This is a genomic window from Streptomyces sp. NPDC038213, assembly GCF_055600495.1.
In genome coordinates this window covers 1-17654 of sequence record NZ_JBVJYM010000017.1, presented here as the reverse complement: position 1 = coordinate 17654, position 17654 = coordinate 1, and the positions used below count along the sequence as shown (strand labels likewise).

16 protein-coding genes are annotated in these 17654 nt (G+C 72.0%); 9 read left to right on the top strand and 7 right to left on the bottom strand.

What is annotated here, in order from left to right:
* Positions 1–269 precede the first annotated feature (269 nt).
* The 3 genes from ACZ7JZ_RS22455 to ACZ7JZ_RS22445 form a co-directional block, all read right to left on the bottom strand.
* Complete coding sequence (locus ACZ7JZ_RS22455) at positions 270–1727, bottom strand: catalase (protein ID WP_470941929.1); 1458 nt, start codon at positions 1725–1727, stop codon at positions 270–272.
* A gap of 209 nt (positions 1728–1936) precedes the next feature.
* Positions 1937–2830 (bottom strand): 2-hydroxy-3-oxopropionate reductase, encoded by an 894-nt coding sequence (locus tag ACZ7JZ_RS22450; protein WP_470941926.1) that lies wholly within the window; start codon positions 2828–2830, stop codon positions 1937–1939.
* A 75-nt stretch (positions 2831–2905) separates the two neighbouring features.
* Positions 2906–3739 (bottom strand): TIM barrel protein, encoded by an 834-nt coding sequence (locus ACZ7JZ_RS22445; protein ID WP_470941924.1) that lies wholly within the window; start codon positions 3737–3739, stop codon positions 2906–2908.
* A gap of 125 nt (positions 3740–3864) precedes the next feature.
* Here ACZ7JZ_RS22445 and ACZ7JZ_RS22440 point away from each other — a divergent pair, with 125 nt between their 5' ends.
* From ACZ7JZ_RS22440 to ACZ7JZ_RS22410, 7 genes are all read left to right on the top strand, one after another.
* The gene (locus tag ACZ7JZ_RS22440) at positions 3865–4116 is read left to right on the top strand and encodes a hypothetical protein (protein WP_470941921.1); all 252 of its coding nucleotides are present in this window, start codon (positions 3865–3867) and stop codon (positions 4114–4116) included.
* Positions 4113–4496 carry a helix-turn-helix domain-containing protein gene (locus ACZ7JZ_RS22435; protein WP_470941918.1) on the top strand — a complete coding sequence of 128 codons (384 nt, stop codon included), beginning with the start codon at positions 4113–4115 and terminating at the stop codon, positions 4494–4496. The genes ACZ7JZ_RS22440 and ACZ7JZ_RS22435 overlap by 4 nt, the downstream gene beginning before the upstream one ends.
* A 164-nt stretch (positions 4497–4660) precedes the next feature.
* Positions 4661–5167 carry a 2-oxo-4-hydroxy-4-carboxy-5-ureidoimidazoline decarboxylase gene (gene uraD, locus ACZ7JZ_RS22430; protein WP_470941915.1) on the top strand — a complete coding sequence of 169 codons (507 nt, stop codon included), beginning with the start codon at positions 4661–4663 and terminating at the stop codon, positions 5165–5167.
* A 2-nt stretch (positions 5168–5169) separates the two neighbouring features.
* Positions 5170–5562 carry a hydroxyisourate hydrolase gene (gene uraH, locus ACZ7JZ_RS22425; RefSeq protein ID WP_470941912.1) on the top strand — a complete coding sequence of 131 codons (393 nt, stop codon included), beginning with the start codon at positions 5170–5172 and terminating at the stop codon, positions 5560–5562.
* Between the two features lie 6 nt (positions 5563–5568).
* Positions 5569–6492, top strand: coding sequence for a factor-independent urate hydroxylase (gene pucL, locus ACZ7JZ_RS22420; RefSeq protein ID WP_470941910.1), 924 nt, complete (start codon positions 5569–5571; stop codon positions 6490–6492).
* A 203-nt stretch (positions 6493–6695) separates the two neighbouring features.
* A complete protein-coding gene (locus tag ACZ7JZ_RS22415; RefSeq protein WP_470941907.1) occupies positions 6696–8099 on the top strand; it encodes an 8-oxoguanine deaminase in 1404 nt (467 codons plus the stop codon).
* Positions 8100–8395: 296 nt separating this feature from the next.
* A complete protein-coding gene (locus tag ACZ7JZ_RS22410) occupies positions 8396–9811 on the top strand; it encodes a nucleobase:cation symporter-2 family protein (protein WP_470941905.1) in 1416 nt (471 codons plus the stop codon).
* Positions 9812–9905: 94 nt separating this feature from the next.
* On the opposite strand, the gene ACZ7JZ_RS22405 is transcribed toward ACZ7JZ_RS22410, so the two are convergent.
* On the bottom strand, positions 9906–11012 hold the full coding sequence (locus ACZ7JZ_RS22405) for an Lrp/AsnC family transcriptional regulator (protein WP_470941903.1): 1107 nt from the start codon (positions 11010–11012) through the stop codon (positions 9906–9908).
* Positions 11013–11140: 128 nt separating this feature from the next.
* Between ACZ7JZ_RS22405 and ACZ7JZ_RS22400 the strand changes: the two genes are divergently transcribed.
* Positions 11141–13177, top strand: a complete 2037-nt coding sequence (locus ACZ7JZ_RS22400) for an ATP-binding protein (RefSeq protein WP_470941901.1) — start codon at positions 11141–11143, stop codon at positions 13175–13177.
* 93 nt (positions 13178–13270) lie between these two features.
* Here ACZ7JZ_RS22400 and ACZ7JZ_RS22395 read toward each other — a convergent pair whose 3' ends face one another.
* The 3 genes from ACZ7JZ_RS22395 to ACZ7JZ_RS22385 all read right to left on the bottom strand — a co-directional run bounded on the left by ACZ7JZ_RS22395 (position 13271) and on the right by ACZ7JZ_RS22385 (position 17180).
* Entirely contained in the window at positions 13271–14434 is a 1164-nt protein-coding gene (locus tag ACZ7JZ_RS22395; protein WP_470941898.1) for a GDSL-type esterase/lipase family protein, read from the bottom strand.
* 261 nt (positions 14435–14695) lie between these two features.
* A complete protein-coding gene (aceB, locus tag ACZ7JZ_RS22390; protein WP_470941895.1) occupies positions 14696–16315 on the bottom strand; it encodes a malate synthase A in 1620 nt (539 codons plus the stop codon).
* Positions 16316–16562: 247 nt separating this feature from the next.
* Positions 16563–17180: a nucleotidyltransferase family protein gene (locus tag ACZ7JZ_RS22385; RefSeq protein ID WP_470941893.1), complete on the bottom strand. Its 618-nt coding sequence runs from the start codon at positions 17178–17180 to the stop codon at positions 16563–16565.
* A gap of 39 nt (positions 17181–17219) precedes the next feature.
* Here ACZ7JZ_RS22385 and ACZ7JZ_RS22380 point away from each other — a divergent pair, with 39 nt between their 5' ends.
* Positions 17220–17537 (top strand): DUF5955 family protein, encoded by a 318-nt coding sequence (locus tag ACZ7JZ_RS22380; RefSeq protein WP_470941891.1) that lies wholly within the window; start codon positions 17220–17222, stop codon positions 17535–17537.
* Positions 17538–17654 lie beyond the last annotated feature (117 nt).

Here is a 17654-nt window from a genome sequence, read left to right as displayed (position 1 = left end):
GAGGTGGTTGTCCTGATGTACAGGGGGCCCTGTGCGAAGCCCCTGTATATAAGGAGTGGCTGGGACCGCGGTGGTGGCGACAGGCCCTCCGGCGTCCGTCTCCCTCAGGTCAAGAGACGGGCCTCGGAGCCCTTACCACCGCACTGGCTCGACACCACCGCGGTCCTCGTCCTGCCCATCGCCGTGAACCACCCCTCATCCGGGTCCGCGGCAGCGGGCTGGCACCCGGGGTCCGACCTCCCGTCAGACCCCCGGTGCGTCCTGTGGGCTCAGTCCTCGCGCAGGGCGCGGACGGCCTCCTCGACGCGCTTGCCGTAGTCGGCGTCGGCGGCGTGGAAGTGAGCCAGGTTCTTCTCGATGACGTCCTCGCGGGAGACCTGGGACAGGCCGCCGGCGATGTTCGCCACCAGACGCTGCTTCTCGTCCTCGGACATCAGGCGGTAGAGCTCGCCGGCCTGGAAGAAGTCGTCGTCCTTGGTGTGGGCCGGGGCCTCGTGCGTGCCGGTGTAGCCGGTGACGGCCTTCGGGGCACCCAGCGCCAGGCCGGTCTCGGCCGGGCCCTGGTACGAGTTGGGCTCGTAGTTCTTGTCGTGGCGCGAGCCGTTGCGCAGCGCCATGGCGCCGTCGCGGCCGTAGTTCTGCGCGGTGGTCGCCTTGGGGGCGTTGACCGGCAGCAGGGTGTGGTTCACACCGAGGCGGTAGCGCTGGGCGTCGGCGTACGCGAACAGGCGGCCCTGGAGCATCTTGTCCGGCGAGGCGGTGATGCCCGGGACGAAGTTGTTCGGGGAGAAGGCGGACTGCTCGACCTCGGCGAAGACGTTCTCCGGGTTGCGGTCGAGGACCAGGCGGCCCACGCGCTGCAGCGGGTAGTCGGCGTGCGGCCACACCTTGGTGAGGTCGAACGGGTTGAAGCGGTAGTCCGCGGCCTCGGCGGCGGGCATGACCTGGACGTACAGGGTCCAGCTCGGGTTCACGCCGCGCTCGATGGCCTGGAGCAGGTCGGTCTGGTGCGAGTTGCCGTCCTTGCCGGCGAGCTCGGCGCCCTGCTCGGAGGACAGGCAGCGGATGCCCTGGTTCGTCTTGAAGTGGTACTTGACGAAGAAGGCCTCGCCCTGGGCGTTGGTCCACTGGTAGGTGTGGGAGCCGTAGCCGTTCATGTGGCGGTACGAGGCGGGGATGCCGCGGTCGCCCATGAGCCAGGTGATCTGGTGGGTCGCCTCGGGGGCGTGGGCCCAGAAGTCCCAGACGTTGTCCGCCTCCTGCTTGCCCGTGAAGGGGTCGCGCTTCTGGGAGTGGATGAAGTCGGGGAACTTGATCGGGTCCTTGATGAAGAACACCGGGGTGTTGTTGCCCACGAGGTCGTAGTTGCCGTCCTCGGTGTAGAACTTCAGCGCGAAGCCCCGCGGGTCGCGGACGGCGTCGGCGCCGCCGAGGGAGTCGGCCACCGTGGAGAAGCGCAGGAACGTCTCGGTCTTCTTGCCGACCTCGTTCAGGAACTTCGCGCTGGTGTACGCGGTGACGTCGTCGGTCACCTCGAAGTAGCCGTACGCGGCGGAACCGCGGGCGTGCACGACGCGCTCCGGGATGCGCTCACGGTTGAAGCGGGCGAGCTTCTCGATGAGCTGCTGGTCCTGGATCAGGAGCGGGCCACCGACGCCGGCGGTGGCGGAGTTCTGGTTGTCGGCGACCGGGGCGCCGGACTCGGTCGTGAGCACGCGCTTCGACATGGTGACCTTCCGTACGGGAGCTGCTGACGGAAAGCGTCTTCCGCCATGCGGATGAGCCTAATTTCGGCGCGAACGCAACGTCAACAGTTTGTTGAAGAAAGTTGAAGGGTGAGGTGATCCGGACGGTGCCGCCGCCTGGGCGCGACAGGACAGGTGTCAGCGACGGCACCGTCCGGAAACTCAGGTCCCCGTCAGGGGGGGGCGCAGGATCAGACCTGGGCGCCGGAGAGGCGCTCGACGGCGCGCAGCAGGGCGGAGTGGTCCAGGCCGCCGTCGCCCTGGGCGCGCAGGGAGGCGACCAGCTGGGCCACGACCGCGCCGACGGGCAGGGCCGCGCCCACGTTGCGGGCGGCGTCGGTCACGATGCCCATGTCCTTGTGGTGCAGGTCGATCCGGAAACCGGGCTTGAAGTCGCGGTTCAGGAAGTTGTCCTTCTTGCGGGTCAGGACCGTGGAGCCGGCCAGACCGCCGTTGAGGACGTCCAGGGCGGCCTGGAGGTCCACGCCGGACTTCTCGAGGAAGACGACGGCCTCGGCGCAGGCCTGGATGTTGACCGCGACGATGAGCTGGTTGGCGGCCTTCACCGTCTGGCCGGAGCCGTGCGGGCCGCACAGGACGATGACCTTGCCGAGGGCCTCCAGGATCGGGAGCGCCTCGTCGAAGTCGGCCTGCTCGCCGCCGACCATGATGGAGAGGACGGCCTCGATGGCGCCGGCCTCGCCGCCGGACACCGGGGCGTCGATGACGCGGATGCCCTTCGCGGCGGCGTTCTTCGCCAGGTCGACCGAGGTCTGCGGGGTGATCGACGACATGTCGATGATGAGCGCGCCGGACCGGGCGTTCTCCAGGATGCCGTCCGGGCCGTAGTTGATGGCCTCGACCTGCGGGGAGGCGGGCACCATCGTGATGATCACGTCGGCGTCCTTCACGGCCTCGGCGATCGAGCCGGCCGCGGTGCCGCCGGCGGCGGCCAGGCGGTCGAGCTTGTCCTGCTCCAGGGTGAAGCCGGTGACGGAGTAGCCCGCCTTCAGGAGGTTCTCGGACATGGGGGAGCCCATGATGCCGAGCCCGACCCAGGCGACCTTCGGAAGTGCAGCGCTCATGATGAGGTCCTTCTCTTCAAAGCTATGTACGAAAAGTGACGGGGGTGCCTGGCGGAAAGCCCGGACTTCGTCCCCTTATTCGGCGGCGCGGGCCTCGGCCGGCAGCCACGCGAAGGAGGCGGCGGCGTCGGCGGCCTTGTACTCCAGGCCGACAAAGCCCTGGTAGCCGGCCTTCTTGAGCTGGTCGAGGAGGTCCTCGAGGGGCAGCTCGCCCGTGCCCGGGGCGCCCCGGCCCGGCTTGTCCGCGATCTGGACGTGGCCGGTCTTGGCGGCGTACTTTTCGATGACCTCGGAGAGGTCCTCACCGTTCATCGCCAGGTGGTACAGGTCGAGCAGGAACTTGGCGTTCCCCAGACCGGTCGCCTCGTTGACCCTGTCCACGACCTCGATCGCGGACGGGGCGCTCACCAGCGGGTAGAGCGGCGACTCGGGCTTGTTCAGCGTCTCGATCAGGAGGATCGCGCCGACGCGGTCGGCGGCGCGGGCCGCGGTGACCAGGTTCTCGAGGGCGAGCTCGTCCTGGACGGCCGGGTCCACTCCCTCGACACGGTTGCCGTACAGGGCGTTCAGGGCCTTGCAGCCGACCGAGGCCGCGAAGTCCGCGGCCACGTCGATGTTGGCCCGGAAGCGGTCCGACTCCGCGCCGGGTACGGACACCGCACCGCGGTCCGGCCCCGGCAGCTGGCCGGCGTAGAAGTTCAGGCCCACCAGCTGGGTGCCCGCGGCCTCAAGGGCCTTCTTGAGGGAGTCGAGCTCCTCCTGGGCGGGGGTGGCGGTGTCGATCCAGGGCCACCACAGCTCGACCGCGGTGAAGCCCGCCGCGGCGGCGGCCGCGGGGCGCTCCAGGAGCGGGAGTTCCGTGAAGAGGATCGACAGGTTCACATCGAAGCGCTGGTCCGTGTATCCCATGAGGGGTGTGCGCTCCTTCCGTATTGCGGAAGTTGTTTTCTGCTTGATGGAAGGTTGCATGGGCTCGTGTGCGGATGTCAAGTGGCCCCTGCCGGTTTTCCGGTACCTCGGGGTAGCTTGGCCGCGTGCGATTGAGAGTGGAGTTCACGACCGAGCCCTTCGATCTCGAAGAGGCCCCTGCCCACGCCGTGGCCGCCCGCGAGGTCATCCAGAGGGCCCAGCTGGACGCGGTGGACGTCGGCCCCTTCGGCAATACCGCCGAGGGCGGGGCGGCCGAGGTGCTCGGCGCCGTGGCCGCGCTGCTGCGCGATGCGCTGGAGGCCGGGGCCACCCGGGTCTCCCTCCAGGTCAACGTGCTCGGGGAGGACGCGTCATGACCGAACCCCGCGACCACCCGTTCGTCGCGGCGGTCAAGCCGCTGGTCGACGCCATGGGCGGGGAGCTCATGGATCCCGCGCAGGCCGGCGCCGACGACGTCGTGCTCGCCTGGGAGGGGCAGGACGTGCTCGCCGTACGGCTGCCGCAGCTCTCCGACTCGCTGGACCGCATCCTGGCGGCGCTGGAGCGGCGGCACGGCGTGCCGTTGGCCCAGCTGGACCGCAAGGCGAAGCAGGACGTCGTGCGCATACTGGAGGCGCGGGGCGCCTTCTCCGTCCGGCACGGTGTCGAGACCGTCGCGGGGGCGCTGGGCGTCAGCCGCTTCACGGTCTACAACTATCTGAACCGGGAAAACACCGACAAGAACAGCCAGGGGTGACAGCTCCGACACGTTCTGTCACGCCCCGTCACGAGCCGCCGCCCCAATCTCCCGGGCGGCGGCTTTTGTGTACGGGAAGTTTCAACAAAGTGTTGACGCGGTGTTGTCGAGGGCGTTAGCTACTCCCAGCCCGTTCCAAAGCAACAAGGCCACGGAGGCTTCCCGTGACTTCGAGTACGACACCGGGCCTCGCCCGGTTCAACACCTCGGCGGACGCCGCGGCCCTGGCCGAGCTCCACGAGGTGTGCGCCAGTTCGGCATGGGGGAGCAGGCTGCTCGCCCAGCGCCCGTACGCCGACGCCGCATCCCTCCTCGCAGCCAGCGACGCCGCCATGGCCGAGCTCACCGCCGCGGACCTGGGAGAGGCGATGGCCGGCCACCCGCCGATCGGCCGCCCGAAGCCGGGTGACCCGACCTCCGCGCGTGAGCAGCGCGGGATGGCCGGCGCCTCCGAGGAGCTCAAGGCCGAACTGCTCGAGCTGAACCTGGCCTACCAGGACAAGTTCGGCCACGTCTTCCTCATCTGCGCCACCGGTGCGACCGGCGAGCAGATGCGGGACGCGGTCAGGGTCCGGATCGAGAACACCGCCGAGGTCGAGCGGGAGATCGCCCGCGGAGAGCTCGTCAAGATCAACAGGATCCGCCTGACCCGACTCGTAGAGGGAGAGTGAGCATGAGCACCGACACCACCGCTTCCGTGTCCACGCACATCCTGGACACCAGCATCGGCCGCCCCGCCGAGGGCGTGGCCATCGCGCTCGCCGCCCGTGCCGGCTCCGACGCCGCATGGGTGGCGCTCGGTGGCAGCGCCACCGACGCGGACGGCCGCTGCAAGGACCTGCCGGCCCTGCCGGAGGGCACCACCCACGTACGCCTCGACTTCGAGACCGAGACGTACTTCTCCAAGAAGCAAGCCGCCGAGGCGCAGCAGGACGCCCCCCGCGTAAGGGACAGCGGTGCGTTCTTCCCCGAGGTCACCATCACCTTCGCGGTGAACCCGGGCGAGCACTACCACGTACCGCTGCTGCTCAACCCGTTCGGCTACTCCGTTTACCGAGGGAGCTAGCAGACAATGCCCACGATTCTCGGCCAGAACCAGTACGGCAAAGCAGAGAACCGCGTCGTCAAGATCACGCGGGACGGCGACACCCACCACATCAAGGACCTGAACGTCTCGGTCGCCCTGTCCGGCGACATGGACGACGTCCACTACTCCGGCTCGAACGCCAACGTCCTGCCGACGGACACCACCAAGAACACGGTGTACGCGTTCGCCAAGGAGTACGGCATCGAGTCCGCCGAGCAGTTCGGCATCCACCTGGCCCGTTGGTTCGTCAACAGCCAGGAGCCGATCCACCGGGCGCGCATCCGCATCGAGGAGTACGGCTGGGAGCGGATCGCCACCTCCGACGCCAACTCCAAGTTCATCGGCGCCGACGAGGTCAAGCACTCCTTCGTCCGCAAGGGCCAGGAGACCCGCGTCACCCAGATCACGTACGACGGCACGAACTGGGAGGTCATCTCCGGCCTCAAGGACCTGGTCGTCATGAACTCCACGAACTCCGAGTTCTGGGGCTACGTGAAGGACAAGTACACGACCCTGCAGGAGGCGTACGACCGCATCCTGGCCACCCAGGTGTCGGGCCGCTGGCGGTTCAACTGGACCGACGACGAGCAGCGGATGCCCCACTGGGAGAAGTCCTACGAGGCCACCCGCAAGCACATGCTGGAAGCCTTCGCGGAGACCTACTCCCTCTCCCTCCAGCAGACCCTGTACCAGATGGGTTCGCGGATCATCAACCACCGTTCGGAGATCGACGAGGTCCGCTTCTCGCTCCCGAACAAGCACCACTTCCTCGTCGACCTGGAGCCCTTCGGCCTCAAGAACGACAACGAGGTCTACTTCGCCGCGGACCGCCCGTACGGTCTGATCGAGGCCACGATCCTGCGGGACGGCGCCGACGCGCGCATCCCCGTGGACATGACCAACCTCTGATGCGGCCTGCGCGTCCCGGGGCTCCGCAGTGGTCCCGGGGCGCGTGCACCGCACGTGCACAACACACCGTCACTTCCTGATTCGGCACCCGGACGCATCGCACGGGGCGGCAGTACTGTCAGCTGTCAAGGCCCCCGGCTCCGGTCCTCAAATTCCCGGGCCTTGCCGTGCCCGCACCGCCACTGAAAGCACGAGGAAGTCCCATGGCAGCACCGGCAGCCCCTGACAGCGCGGTCGAGCGCATCGTCATCGAGAACTGCGCCATCGCGACCGTCGATGCGAACGACACCGAGTACGCCTCGGGCCACGTCGTCATCGCCGGCAACCGGATCGAGTCCATCGGCGCGGGCAGGGCCCCCGAGAACCTCGACAACGTCGTCCGCCGGATCGACGGCACCGGGCACCTCGTGACCCCCGGTCTGGTCAACACGCACCACCACTTCTACCAGTGGATCACCCGCGGCCTGGCCACCGACCACAACCTCTTCAACTGGCTCGTCGCCCTGTACCCGACCTGGGCGCGCATCGACGAGCAGATGACGTACACGGCCGCGCAGGGCTCCCTCGCCGCGATGGCCAAGGGCGGTGTCACCACCGCCATGGACCACCACTACGTCTTCCCCAAGGGCTCCGGCGACCTGTCCGGCTCGATCATCCGCGCCGCCTCCGAGATGGGCGTCCGCTTCACCCTCGCCCGCGGCTCGATGGACCGCAGCGAGAAGGACGGCGGCCTGCCGCCGGACCACGCCGTCGAGACCCTCGAAGGCGCCCTGGCCGACACCGAGGCGACCGTCAAGAAGTTCCACGACGCGTCCTTCGACTCGATGACCCAGGTCGCCGTCGCCCCCTGCTCCCCCTTCTCCGTCTCCACCGAACTGCTCAAGCAGGGCGCCGAGCTGGCGCGCCGCCTGGGCGTGCGGATGCACACGCACGGTTCGGAGACCGTCGAGGAGGAGAAGTTCTGCCACGAGCTCTTCGGCATGGGCCCGACCGACTACTTCGAGTCGACCGGCTGGCTCGGCGAGGACGTGTGGATGGCGCACAGCGTCCACATGAACGACTCCGACATCGCGGCCTTCGCCCGTACGAAGACCGGTGTGGCGCACTGCCCGTCCTCCAACGCCCGCCTGGCCGCCGGCATCGCCCGGGTCCCGGACATGCTGGCCGCCGGCGTACCGGTGGGCCTCGGCGTGGACGGCACCGCCTCCAACGAGTCCGGCGAGCTGCACACCGAGCTGCGCAACGCGCTGCTGATCAACCGCCTGAACCCGGTGCACCGCGAGCGCGCGCTCAACGCCCGCCAGGCCCTGCGCCTGGGCACCTACGGCGGCGCCCAGGTCCTCGGCCGCGCCGACAGCATCGGCTCGCTCGAGGCCGGCAAGTGCGCCGACCTGGTGCTGTGGAACCTGAGCACCTTCCTGCACTCCTCGATCGCCGACCCGGTCACCGCCCTGGTCTTCGGCGCGGCCGCCCCGGTCACCGCGTCGTTCGTCAACGGCCGGCAGATCGTCGAGAACAACCGCCTCCTGACCGCCGACGAGGACGCCATCGCCGTGTCCACGCGGGAAGAGGCGCAGCGCCTGGCCCGGATCTCCGCGCAGGGCTGACCCCGGAAGTCCGGTCGGGGGGGACGGCCCCCGGCCGGTCGCCGCGGACCCGAGCGGGGTCCGCGGCAGCCGGTCCCGGGGGCGCCGGAGGCCTGCTCCTCCTGCGCCCCCGGGGTTGGTGACTCGTGTACACGGGTCCGCCCCGATCCGGCGACTTGGCATGCCCCGAACAGACCGGCCGGAGGGCCCGGATCCGTACGGCGGATGCCCGAAACAACTGAACACCCCCGTCCCGCACCACCTCCCGACACCCACGTCACCTGCCGACGTGTTACCCGACCGGAGGAAGTTCCGCCGTGGTCGCAGCACCCAGGTTCAGCAAGGACGCAGACGCAGACCCGCCGCTCGGGCGGCAACCGCAGGATCCCGGGGGGACGCACCCGGTCGACGAGGTCCTGCCGCCCCTGAAGATGTTCACCAGCGGCCTCCAGCACGTGGCCGCCATGTACGCGGGCGTCGTCGCCCCGCCCATGATCGTCGGCCCGGCCGTGGGCCTGACCGCCACCGAGACCGCGTTCCTGATGGGCGCCTCGCTCTTCACCGCAGGGCTCGCCACCCTCCTCCAGACCCTCGGCTTCTGGAAGATCGGCGCCAAACTCCCCTTCGTCAACGGCGTCTCGTTCGCCGGTGTGACCCCGATGATCGCCATCGGCAAGGGCGAGGGGGACAATGCGATACCGGTCATCTTCGGCGCGATCATCGTCGCCGGGGTCCTCGGCTACTTCGCCGCCCCCTACTTCGGCCGGCTGGTCCGCTTCTTCCCGCCCGTCGTCACGGGTACGGTCATCACCCTGATCGGCGTCTCCCTCCTGCCCGTGGCCTTCAACTGGTCCCAGGGCGGCAACTCCGGCGCGGCCGGCTACGGCTCCCTGAAGAACATCGGCATGGCCGCCGCCACCCTCGCGATCGTCCTGCTGATGCGCAAGTTCCTGCGCGGCTTCCTCCAGCAGATCTCCATCCTGCTCGGCCTGGTCGCCGGCACGCTGATCGCGATACCGCTCGGCATGACCAGCTTCGACGCCGTCACCAGCGCCGACCTGGTCGGCTTCCCCACGCCCTTCCACTTCGGCGCCCCCCAGTTCCAGCTCGCCGCCATCATCTCGATGTGCATCGTCATGGTCGTCTGCATGACCGAGTCCACCGCCGACATCCTGGCCCTCGGCCGGATCGTCGAACGCCCCGCGGACGAGCGGACCATCGAGGGCGGCCTGCGGGCCGACGCCCTCGGCAGCGCGATCAGCCCGCTGTTCAACGGGTTCATGTGCAGCGCCTTCGCCCAGAACATCGGGCTCGTCGCCATGACGAAGGTGCGCAGCCGGTTCGTCGTCGCCGCCGGCGGCGGCATCCTGATCCTGCTGGGCCTGTGCCCGGTCGCCGCCTCCGTCATCGGCGTGGTCCCGCTGCCGGTGCTCGGCGGCGCGGGGATCGTCCTCTTCGGGTCCGTCGCCGCCAGCGGCATCCAGACCCTCGCGGGCGCCGCCATGGAGAAGGGGGAGAACGCCCTGATCGTCGCCGCCTCCCTGGGCGTCGGCCTGATCCCGATCGCCGCACCCGGCTTCTACCACGCCTTCCCCGAGGACCTGCTGGTCGTCCTCGACTCGGGCATCAGCACGGGCTGCGTGGCGGCGATCCTGCTCAACCTCGCCTTCAACCACCTCGGTTCCCGCCGCGAACGGGCCGGCGCCGCACCCGATCCGGTCGCCGCGCACTGAGGCGCCGTACGGGAGCGGGGACCGTCCCCCGTACGGCCCCCGCTCCCGTACGGCCGCGGGCCCGCCCGGATCCCGGGGCGGGCCCGCGGTGCGCTCAGGCCGCCCGTAACGGCCCCGGGTCGCCGCTCGCCGCACCCTCCCGGGACCCGGCCCCCGGGGCCGGATCGGACCAGATGTCGGGGAGCACGGTGGCGACCCGGCGGCCCTGCCGGTCCAGCACCTGGGCCTCGCTCTTGCGCGCGTACAGGGCCACGGCGGTGTCCGTGACCCGCAGCCCCGGCACCCGGCGGCCCAGTTCGGCGGTGTACCGGGCGAGGTCCTCCACGGCCCGCAGCCGCGCCGTGACGAGGAAGTTCCAGCGGCCGCTGACCGACATGCAGGTCCGGGTCTCGCGCAGCCCCGCGGCCAGCGCCGCGCACTCGGCCGCGTCCTGCTCCGCCACCTGCCCCCACAGCGTGGCCGACACCGGCCAGCCCGAGTGCCCGGCGGCCAGGGTGCAGCCGAACCGCAGGCTGTGCCCTGCCTCCAGCCGCGCCAGCCGCCGCCGCACGGTCGACTCGCTCATCGCGAACTCCCGCGCCAGGGAGGCCGCGCTGCGCCGGGCGTCGCGGGCCAGGGCCAGCACCATCGGCCGGTCCTCCGGGGCCAGCGCGGCGACCCCGGCGGCCCCCGGGGGAGTGCGGCCGGCCGCGCCCGCGGACAGTCCGGCCAGGGCCGTGGTCTGCGCCGGGGTCAGCTGGTCCAGCCGCCAGCGGTCCGGGGCGTGGTGCACGGCCGTCACCATCGAGGAGCGGGTCGCGAGCACCCCGGGGATCCGCTGGACCCGGGCCGACAGGTAGCGGTAGAGGGCGTGCAGGTCCGGGACCGCCGTGAAGACGAGCAGGTCCCGGCCGCCCGTGGTGTGCTCCACGCCCAGCGCGTGCGGGTCGCGGGTCAGGGCCCGGCCCACCGCGGGCGCGGTGCCGGCGGTGCAGCTGACCTCGATCCAGGCCGTGCAGGGCGGCCGGCCCCCGGTGCGCAGCCCCAGCCCGCAGACCCAGGCCTCGCCGGAGCCGGTCAGCCGCTCCCAGCGGCGGGCGAGGGTGTCGGGCCGGGCACCGAGGACCGGGGCGAGTTTCTCCCAGCTGGCCCGGGGGGCAAGCTGAAGTGCGTGGACGAGTGCCCGATCCATGTCGTCCATGGCGGAAACGGCGGAGTTCATGCCTTCCCCTGGTGGTTCTCCCGGTCGTCCCCGGGGGGACCGGGGTGTCAGCCGATGATCTCTCGTGGGTGCGTTCAACTGGGCACGGGGGTGGTTGCGTGCATCTCTGCGATACGGCGGGAGGAAGCGTGGGCGAGTCCGGGTGGGGGCTGCGCGCGGCCGTTCCCGCCGAACTGTCCGGTTTCGTCGGCCGGGAGGAGGAGCTCGCCGCCCTCGCCGCCCGGCTCGACACCGACCGCCTCGTCACTCTCACGGGTCCCGCCGGGATCGGCAAGACCCGTCTCGCGGTCCGCGCGGTCCGGGCGCGCGCGGGCTCCGGCGCGGTGACCGTGTGGGCCGATCTCGCGGGGCTGCCCGAGGAGTCCTGGCCGGCCCTGGAGGGCGAGCTCCTGGCCCGGCTGCCGGGTTCCGCCGCGGTCGCCGCCCGCCCCGGCTCCGGACCGGCCCCCGGAGTCCTGCTGGTCCTCGACGGCTGCGAGGAGCTCGGGGAGTCCGCTGCGGGGCTGGTGGGCAAGCTCCTCGTCCGGCTGCCGCGGCTGCGGGTGCTCGCCACCGCCCAGTGGCCGCTGGGCCTGCCGCAGGAGTCCGTGCTGCGCGTGCCGCCGCTGGCCGTGCCGCCCGCCGAGCGCGAGGCCGCCGGCCGCTCCGGGGAGGCGGCCCCGGCCGACTGCCCGGCCGTGCGCCTGTTCGTCGAGCGGGCCCGCGGAGCCGACCCCTCCTTCGAGCTGAACCGCCGCAACGCCGCCCCCGTCGCCCGGCTGTGCCGCCGGCTCGACGGCATCCCCGGCGCCCTGGAGCTGGCCGCCGGCCGGCTCCACCAGTACGCCCCCGAACAGGCCCTGCGGCGGCTGGAGGCCGACCCGCTGCGCTTCCTGGCGGGCGGGGCGGGCCGCGGGGCCCGCGCCGACGCGGAGCGCAGCCACCGGCTGTGCACCCCGGCCGAGCGGCTGCTGTGGGAGCGGCTGTCCGTCTTCCCCGGCTCCTTCGACCTGGCCGCCGTCGAGGCGGTCTGCGGTTTCGGCGCCCTGCCGCCCGAGCAGGCCGGCACCCTCCTGCTGCGGCTGGCCCCGGGCCTCCTGCTCGACGCGGGCCCGGGCCGCTACCGGCTGCCGCTGTCCGCGCGCGCCCACGCCGCCCGGCTGCTGCCGGCCCGCGGCGAGGAGACCGAACTGGTCCGCCGCCGCCACGAGTGGTACCGGCTCGTGGCCGAGCGCTGCGCACAGCTGTGGCGGGCCGGACGGCAGACCGAGGCCCGGGCGGCGGCCCTGCGCGACCTGCCCGGCCTGCGTGCGGCCATGGACCCGGTGGGCGGCCCCGGGCCGGCCCCGGCCCTGGAGACCGCGGTGGCCCTGTGGTTCCTGTGGGCGGCCTGCGGGCTGGCCCTGGAGGGCCGCCGGCACCTGGAGCGGGCCCTCGCCCTGCACCCGGCCCCGCGGCCCGCGCGGGCGCTGTGGCTGGCCGCCTGGCTGGTCGGCCTGCTCGGGGAGTCCGACGGGGCCGATCCGCTGCTCGTCGAGGGCTGGACGGCCGCCGTCCAGGAGGGCGAGGACGCCTGCGTGGCCTACCTCGCCCACGCGCGCGGCACGGTCGCCCTGTGGGAGTGCCGGTTCAAGGAGGCCGGGGAGGAGTTCCGCGAGGCCCTGGACCAGCTGCCGGACGACCCGGAGTTCGGCCCCGGGCGGGCCGTCCTCCAGGCCGGGCACACGATGGCCCTGTCCCGTACGGACCCCTCGGCCGTCCCCGTCGAGGACGGGCCCGCCGGGGTCCCCGGGGACCTGTGGGCCCGCTCGTGGGTCGGCTACGCCCACGGCGAGGTGCTGCGCCGCGAGGCCCAGTGGGACGCGGCCCGCACCGAGCTGCTGGGGGCGCTCGCCGGGCAGCTGGCCCTGGGCGACCTGCTGGGCCAGGCCGCCACCGCCGAGCTGCTCGCCGCCCTGGAGACCGACCTCGGGCGGCACCGCGAGGGCGCCCGGCTGCTGGGCGCGGTGGACCGGATCCGCGCCGTGCTGCTGCGCGATCCGCGGGCGGCGGCCTTCTGGGCCCGCGGCCGGGCCCCCGCCGAGACCGTGCTCCGCACCCGGCTGGGCGACGCCGAGTACACCCGCGCGTACGCGGAGGGCGCCCGCACCGGCCTGCGCGCCCTGCTCCACGGGGGCACGGCCTGAAGCAACCGCCCGCGCCCGGCCGCGCCCCGGCTGGGGCCGGCCGGGACCGGGCTCCGATCGTCCGGTTCTCCGCGGCGGCGGGCCGCGCGGGGCCTACGGCAGGGTGGTCAGCGTCATGCCCGTGTGGTCGGCGCCGGCGGTGTTGCGGCAGGTGTGGTCGCCGGTGGGGCGGGCGTAGACGAGGGACAGGCAGCGGCCCTGGGCGAGCTGCCCGTAGTAGTTGGGGTGCATGGACTCCTGGACGAGGCCCTGGGACTCGCTGCTGTCGACCCAGCGGGCCCACTCGCTGGCTGCGCCGGAGGCCGGCTGGGTGCTCGTGACCTGCTTGGCGGCCCGGGCGCAGACCTCGCGGCCCTGGAGCATGTCGCGCAGGTCGAGGAACTGCGCGCCCTTGGCGGCGGCCACGGCCCGGAGCCGGTTCGCGATCTGCGGGACGAGGGAGTCGCGGGCCCAGTCGGAGTCCTTGTTCCAGAAGGGGCAGCCGCCGGAGTTGACCCGGGACCAGCCGCTCTCGGAGTACCGGTTCTCGCCGCCGCGCGGGATCGGCGAGGGGTAGGACTGCAGGACGATCCGGTACGAGGAGGAGGCGTACCCGGCGGCGGACATCACGGCCCGGATCTCGTCCACGGCCTTGCCGACCTTGGCCATGACGCCGTTCATCTTGGCGTCCACGGCGGGCTGCTGGTCGTCGTGGCAGTACGAGTACCAGACGATGTAGTCGGTGGCGCACTTGCGGATGATGTCGGCGAAGCCGAGGTCGTTGCCGCCGATGGACAGGGCGATGACCTTGACGTCGTGGCTCGCGGCCACGGCTGCCAGCCGGTCGGCCTGCGGGCTCTCGCCCTTGTAGGACACCCCGCCGTTGGAGCTGCGGAAGACGTTGTCGGTGACGGCGCCGGAGCAGGCGAGGTTGATCCGGGCCTGGGCGGTGCCGGTGGCGCTGTCGACCTCGGAGGAGTCCGAGCGGTGGCAGCCGCTGGCCGCCGTGGTCCCGTATACGAGGGAGGGGTCGTACGTGCTGCCGCTGACCCAGGCGCGGTCGGTGCCGTTGCGGCTGCCGCTGGTGGTGAGGCTGTTGCCCTTCCAGCGGCCGGCCTCGCCGGAGATGTAGCTGTCGCCCATGGCGACCACGGCGGTGGGGCCCGTCCCGGGGCCGGCTGCGGCGCTGCCCGCGCCGGGGCCCAGCAGGGCGGTGAGGGCGAGGGGGGCGGCCAGGGCGGCGGCCATCGTCTTTCTGGCGGTGCGGAATCCGGGCATGGCGGAACTCCTGCGGTAGGCCATGCCGAGGAGGGACGACTCGGGCGCATGGCTGGGTCAGTGGGGGTACCGCCGGCCGGTGGTGGCACGGAATCTCCCACGCCCGCAAGTGTTACCGCTAGGTAACCGCAGATTACTATTGGGTAACGACCGACCGGTCGTTCGGGCCCGCGCCGCCCGCGCACGCACGTGCAAAGGGGTCTGCCCCGGCACCGCACGGTGCCGGGGCAGACCCCTTTGCAGATGTGTGAGCGGGCGGCGTCAGCCGACCAGCTGGTCGTACGCGGGCAGGGTGAGGAAGTCCGCGTAGTCGGCGTCCAGGGAGACCTGGAGCAGGAGGTCGTGGGCCTGCTGCCACTTGCCGGCCGCGAAGGCCTCCTCGCCGATCTCGGCGCGGATGGCGGCCAGTTCCTCGGCGGCGACCCGGCGGGCCAGGTCGGCGGTGGCGAGCTCGCCGTTCTCGAAGACGACGCCCGCGTTGATCCACTGCCAGATCTGCGAGCGCGAGATCTCGGCGGTGGCCGCGTCCTCCATCAGGTTGAAGATGGCGACGGCGCCCAGGCCGCGCAGCCAGGCCTCGATGTAGCGGGTGCCGACCTGGACGGCGTTGCGCAGGCCGTCGTAGGTGGGCTTGGCGTCCAGCGAGTCGATCGCGATCAGGTCGCCGGGGGCCACGGCGACGTCCTCGCGCAGCCGGTCCTTCTGGTTCGGCTTGTCGCCGAGGACGGCGTCGAAGGAGGCCATGGCGATCGGCACCAGGTCCGGGTGGGCCACCCATGACCCGTCGAACCCGTCCCCGGCCTCGCGGTCCTTGTCGGCCTTGACCTTCTCGAAGGCGACCTTGTTGACCTCGGCGTCCTTGCGGGAGGGGATGAAGGCCGCCATGCCGCCGATGGCGTGGGCGCCGCGCTTGTGGCAGGTGCGCACGAGCAGTTCGGTGTACGCCCGCATGAACGGGGCCGTCATCGTGACCGCGTTGCGGTCCGGCAGGACGAACTTCTCGCCGCCGTCGCGGAAGTTCTTCACGATGGAGAAGAGGTAGTCCCAGCGGCCGGCGTTCAGGCCCGCGGCGTGGTCGCGCAGCTCGTAGAGGATCTCCTCCATCTCGTACGCGGCGGTGATGGTCTCGATCAGGACGGTCGCGCGGACCGTGCCCTGCGGGATGCCGACGTAGTCCTGGGCGAAGACGAAGATCTCGTTCCAGAGGCGGGCCTCCAGGTGCGACTCCGTCTTCGGCAGGTAGAAGTACGGGCCCTTGCCGAGGTCGATCAGGCGCTGCGCGTTGTGGAAGAAGTACAGGCCGAAGTCGACGAGCGCGCCGGGGACCGGGCGGCCGTCGAAGCGCAGGTGGCGCTCCTCCAGGTGCCAGCCGCGCGGCCGCATGACCACGGTCGCGAGCTGCTCCGCGGGCTTCAGGGCGTACGACTTGCCGGACCGCGGGTCGGTGAAGTCGATGCGGCGCTCATAGGCGTCGATCAGGTTGAGCTGGCCGAGGACCACGTTCTCCCAGGTGGGGGCGGAGGCGTCCTCGAAGTCGGCGAGCCAGACCTTCGCCCCGGAGTTCAGGGCGTTGATGGTCATCTTGCGGTCCGTGGGACCGGTGATCTCCACGCGGCGGTCGTTGAGCGCAGCCGGGGCCGGGGCGACCTTCCAGTCCCCCTCGCGGACCTGTGCGGTGTCCGGGAGGAAGTCGAGGTGGGAGGTGCGGGCGATCTCGGCTCGCCGCTCGCCGCGACGGGCGAGGAGCTCGTCGCGGCGGGGGGTGAACCGCCGGTGCAGCTCGGCCACGAAGGCCAGCGCCGCTTCTGTGAGGACCTCGTCCTGCCGGGGCAGGGGCTCGGCGTCGACGATGGCCAGCGGGGACGGCGCTGGTGCTGACATGGCTGTCACTCCTTCGGCGGCGGTGCCTGGCGGCCGTGGGAATGCTCGTGCGACGGCACGGAGTGCCGCTGGGTGGTGAGAGTTCCGGGTAACGGTCGCGGGCGCCGTCTGTGATTCAGGGCGCTTCTGACCAGTGGATAGTAATTTCCACGTGGTGGAAGTTCAATGGTTTGTTGATGTCGAGATTCTCCGGGTCGACATATCGGCCGTACGGATGGCTCTCGGTGCCACGGCGGTCACACCCTGCTCACCGCAGCCGCGCCAGGTCCGGCGGGGTGTCGATGTCATAGGCCTCCGCGATGTCGCCGCACTCCACCAGGATGAGCTCCGCGGCGTGATTCCTCAGGTGGACACGCGCACCGCGGTCCCCGGTCGCCGTCGCCGCGATGTCCGGCCACCGGTCCGCCCCGAAGAGCACCGGGTGCCCGCGCTCCCCGCCGTACGCGGCCGCCGCCAGCGTCGCGGGGGAGCGGTACGCCGCCCGCACCCGGGCCACCGCCTCCGCCCCGATCCCCGGCTGGTCCACCAGGCTCACCAGCGCCGCCCGCGCCCCCGAGCCCGCCAGCGAGCCCAGCCCGACCCGCAGCGAGGAGCCCATCCCCTCGGCCCAGTCCGGATTGTCGACGAGCACGCAGCCGTCCAGCGCCGCGCGCTCGCGCACCTGCTCCGCGGCGGCCCCCAGCACCACGTGGACCGGCCCGCAGCCGGCCTCGCGCAGCACCCGGACCGCGTTCTCGACCAGCGGGCGGCCGTGGAAGTCCAGCAGGGCCTTGGGCCGCCCGCCCAGGCGGCGGCCGCCGCCCGCGGCCAGCAGGAGGCCGGCGACGGCCGGCGGGGTGTTCTCGGGGTTCCCGGTCTGTGCCATGGGTCCTGGATACCACCGCGGCGTGGTTGACTGACCGGCGTGCGCGGGCGCGTGGGCAACGGCGGAGGGGACCCGAGGGTGGTCGCGCTGGAACTCGCGGTGTCCCGGCTGCGCCGCGAACTGGCCGCGTACCCGCGGGAGTTCCCCGAGCGCGGCATCGCCGAGGAGGAGCTCGCCGCACTCCAGGCGATGGCCGCCGGAGGCGCCCCCGAACCGGCCCGGCTGCTGCGGGCCCTGCTGGCGGTCGCGGGCGCGCTGGGCTCCGTCAGCGCCCTGTCGGCTGCCCTCGCCGCCCTGCGCACCGCCGTCCGCTCCTTCTCCGCCGCCCCGCCGCCGGACCGGCCCCCGCACCCCTGACCACTGCCGCGCCCCCGGCCCGGCCTAGCCCCAATGCTGGTGACTTAGATGTTCTGTGCTCGTTGGTTGTGGTGTGGCGAGGGTGGGGCAGGTCAAGTCGCCTGCGGGTGAGCGGTT

Coding starts and splice junctions, on each gene's coding strand:
- ACZ7JZ_RS22455 (WP_470941929.1), bottom strand. CDS start 1,727: ATGTCGAAGCGCGTGCTCACGACCGAGTCCGGCGCCCCGGTCGCCGAC.
- ACZ7JZ_RS22450 (WP_470941926.1), bottom strand. CDS start 2,830: ATGAGCGCTGCACTTCCGAAGGTCGCCTGGGTCGGGCTCGGCATCATG.
- ACZ7JZ_RS22445 (WP_470941924.1), bottom strand. CDS start 3,739: ATGGGATACACGGACCAGCGCTTCGATGTGAACCTGTCGATCCTCTTC.
- ACZ7JZ_RS22435 (WP_470941918.1), top strand. CDS start 4,113: ATGACCGAACCCCGCGACCACCCGTTCGTCGCGGCGGTCAAGCCGCTG.
- uraH (WP_470941912.1), top strand. CDS start 5,170: ATGAGCACCGACACCACCGCTTCCGTGTCCACGCACATCCTGGACACC.
- pucL (WP_470941910.1), top strand. CDS start 5,569: ATGCCCACGATTCTCGGCCAGAACCAGTACGGCAAAGCAGAGAACCGC.
- ACZ7JZ_RS22415 (WP_470941907.1), top strand. CDS start 6,696: ATGGCAGCACCGGCAGCCCCTGACAGCGCGGTCGAGCGCATCGTCATC.
- ACZ7JZ_RS22405 (WP_470941903.1), bottom strand. CDS start 11,012: ATGAACTCCGCCGTTTCCGCCATGGACGACATGGATCGGGCACTCGTC.
- ACZ7JZ_RS22395 (WP_470941898.1), bottom strand. CDS start 14,434: ATGCCCGGATTCCGCACCGCCAGAAAGACGATGGCCGCCGCCCTGGCC.
- aceB (WP_470941895.1), bottom strand. CDS start 16,315: ATGTCAGCACCAGCGCCGTCCCCGCTGGCCATCGTCGACGCCGAGCCC.
- ACZ7JZ_RS22385 (WP_470941893.1), bottom strand. CDS start 17,180: ATGGCACAGACCGGGAACCCCGAGAACACCCCGCCGGCCGTCGCCGGC.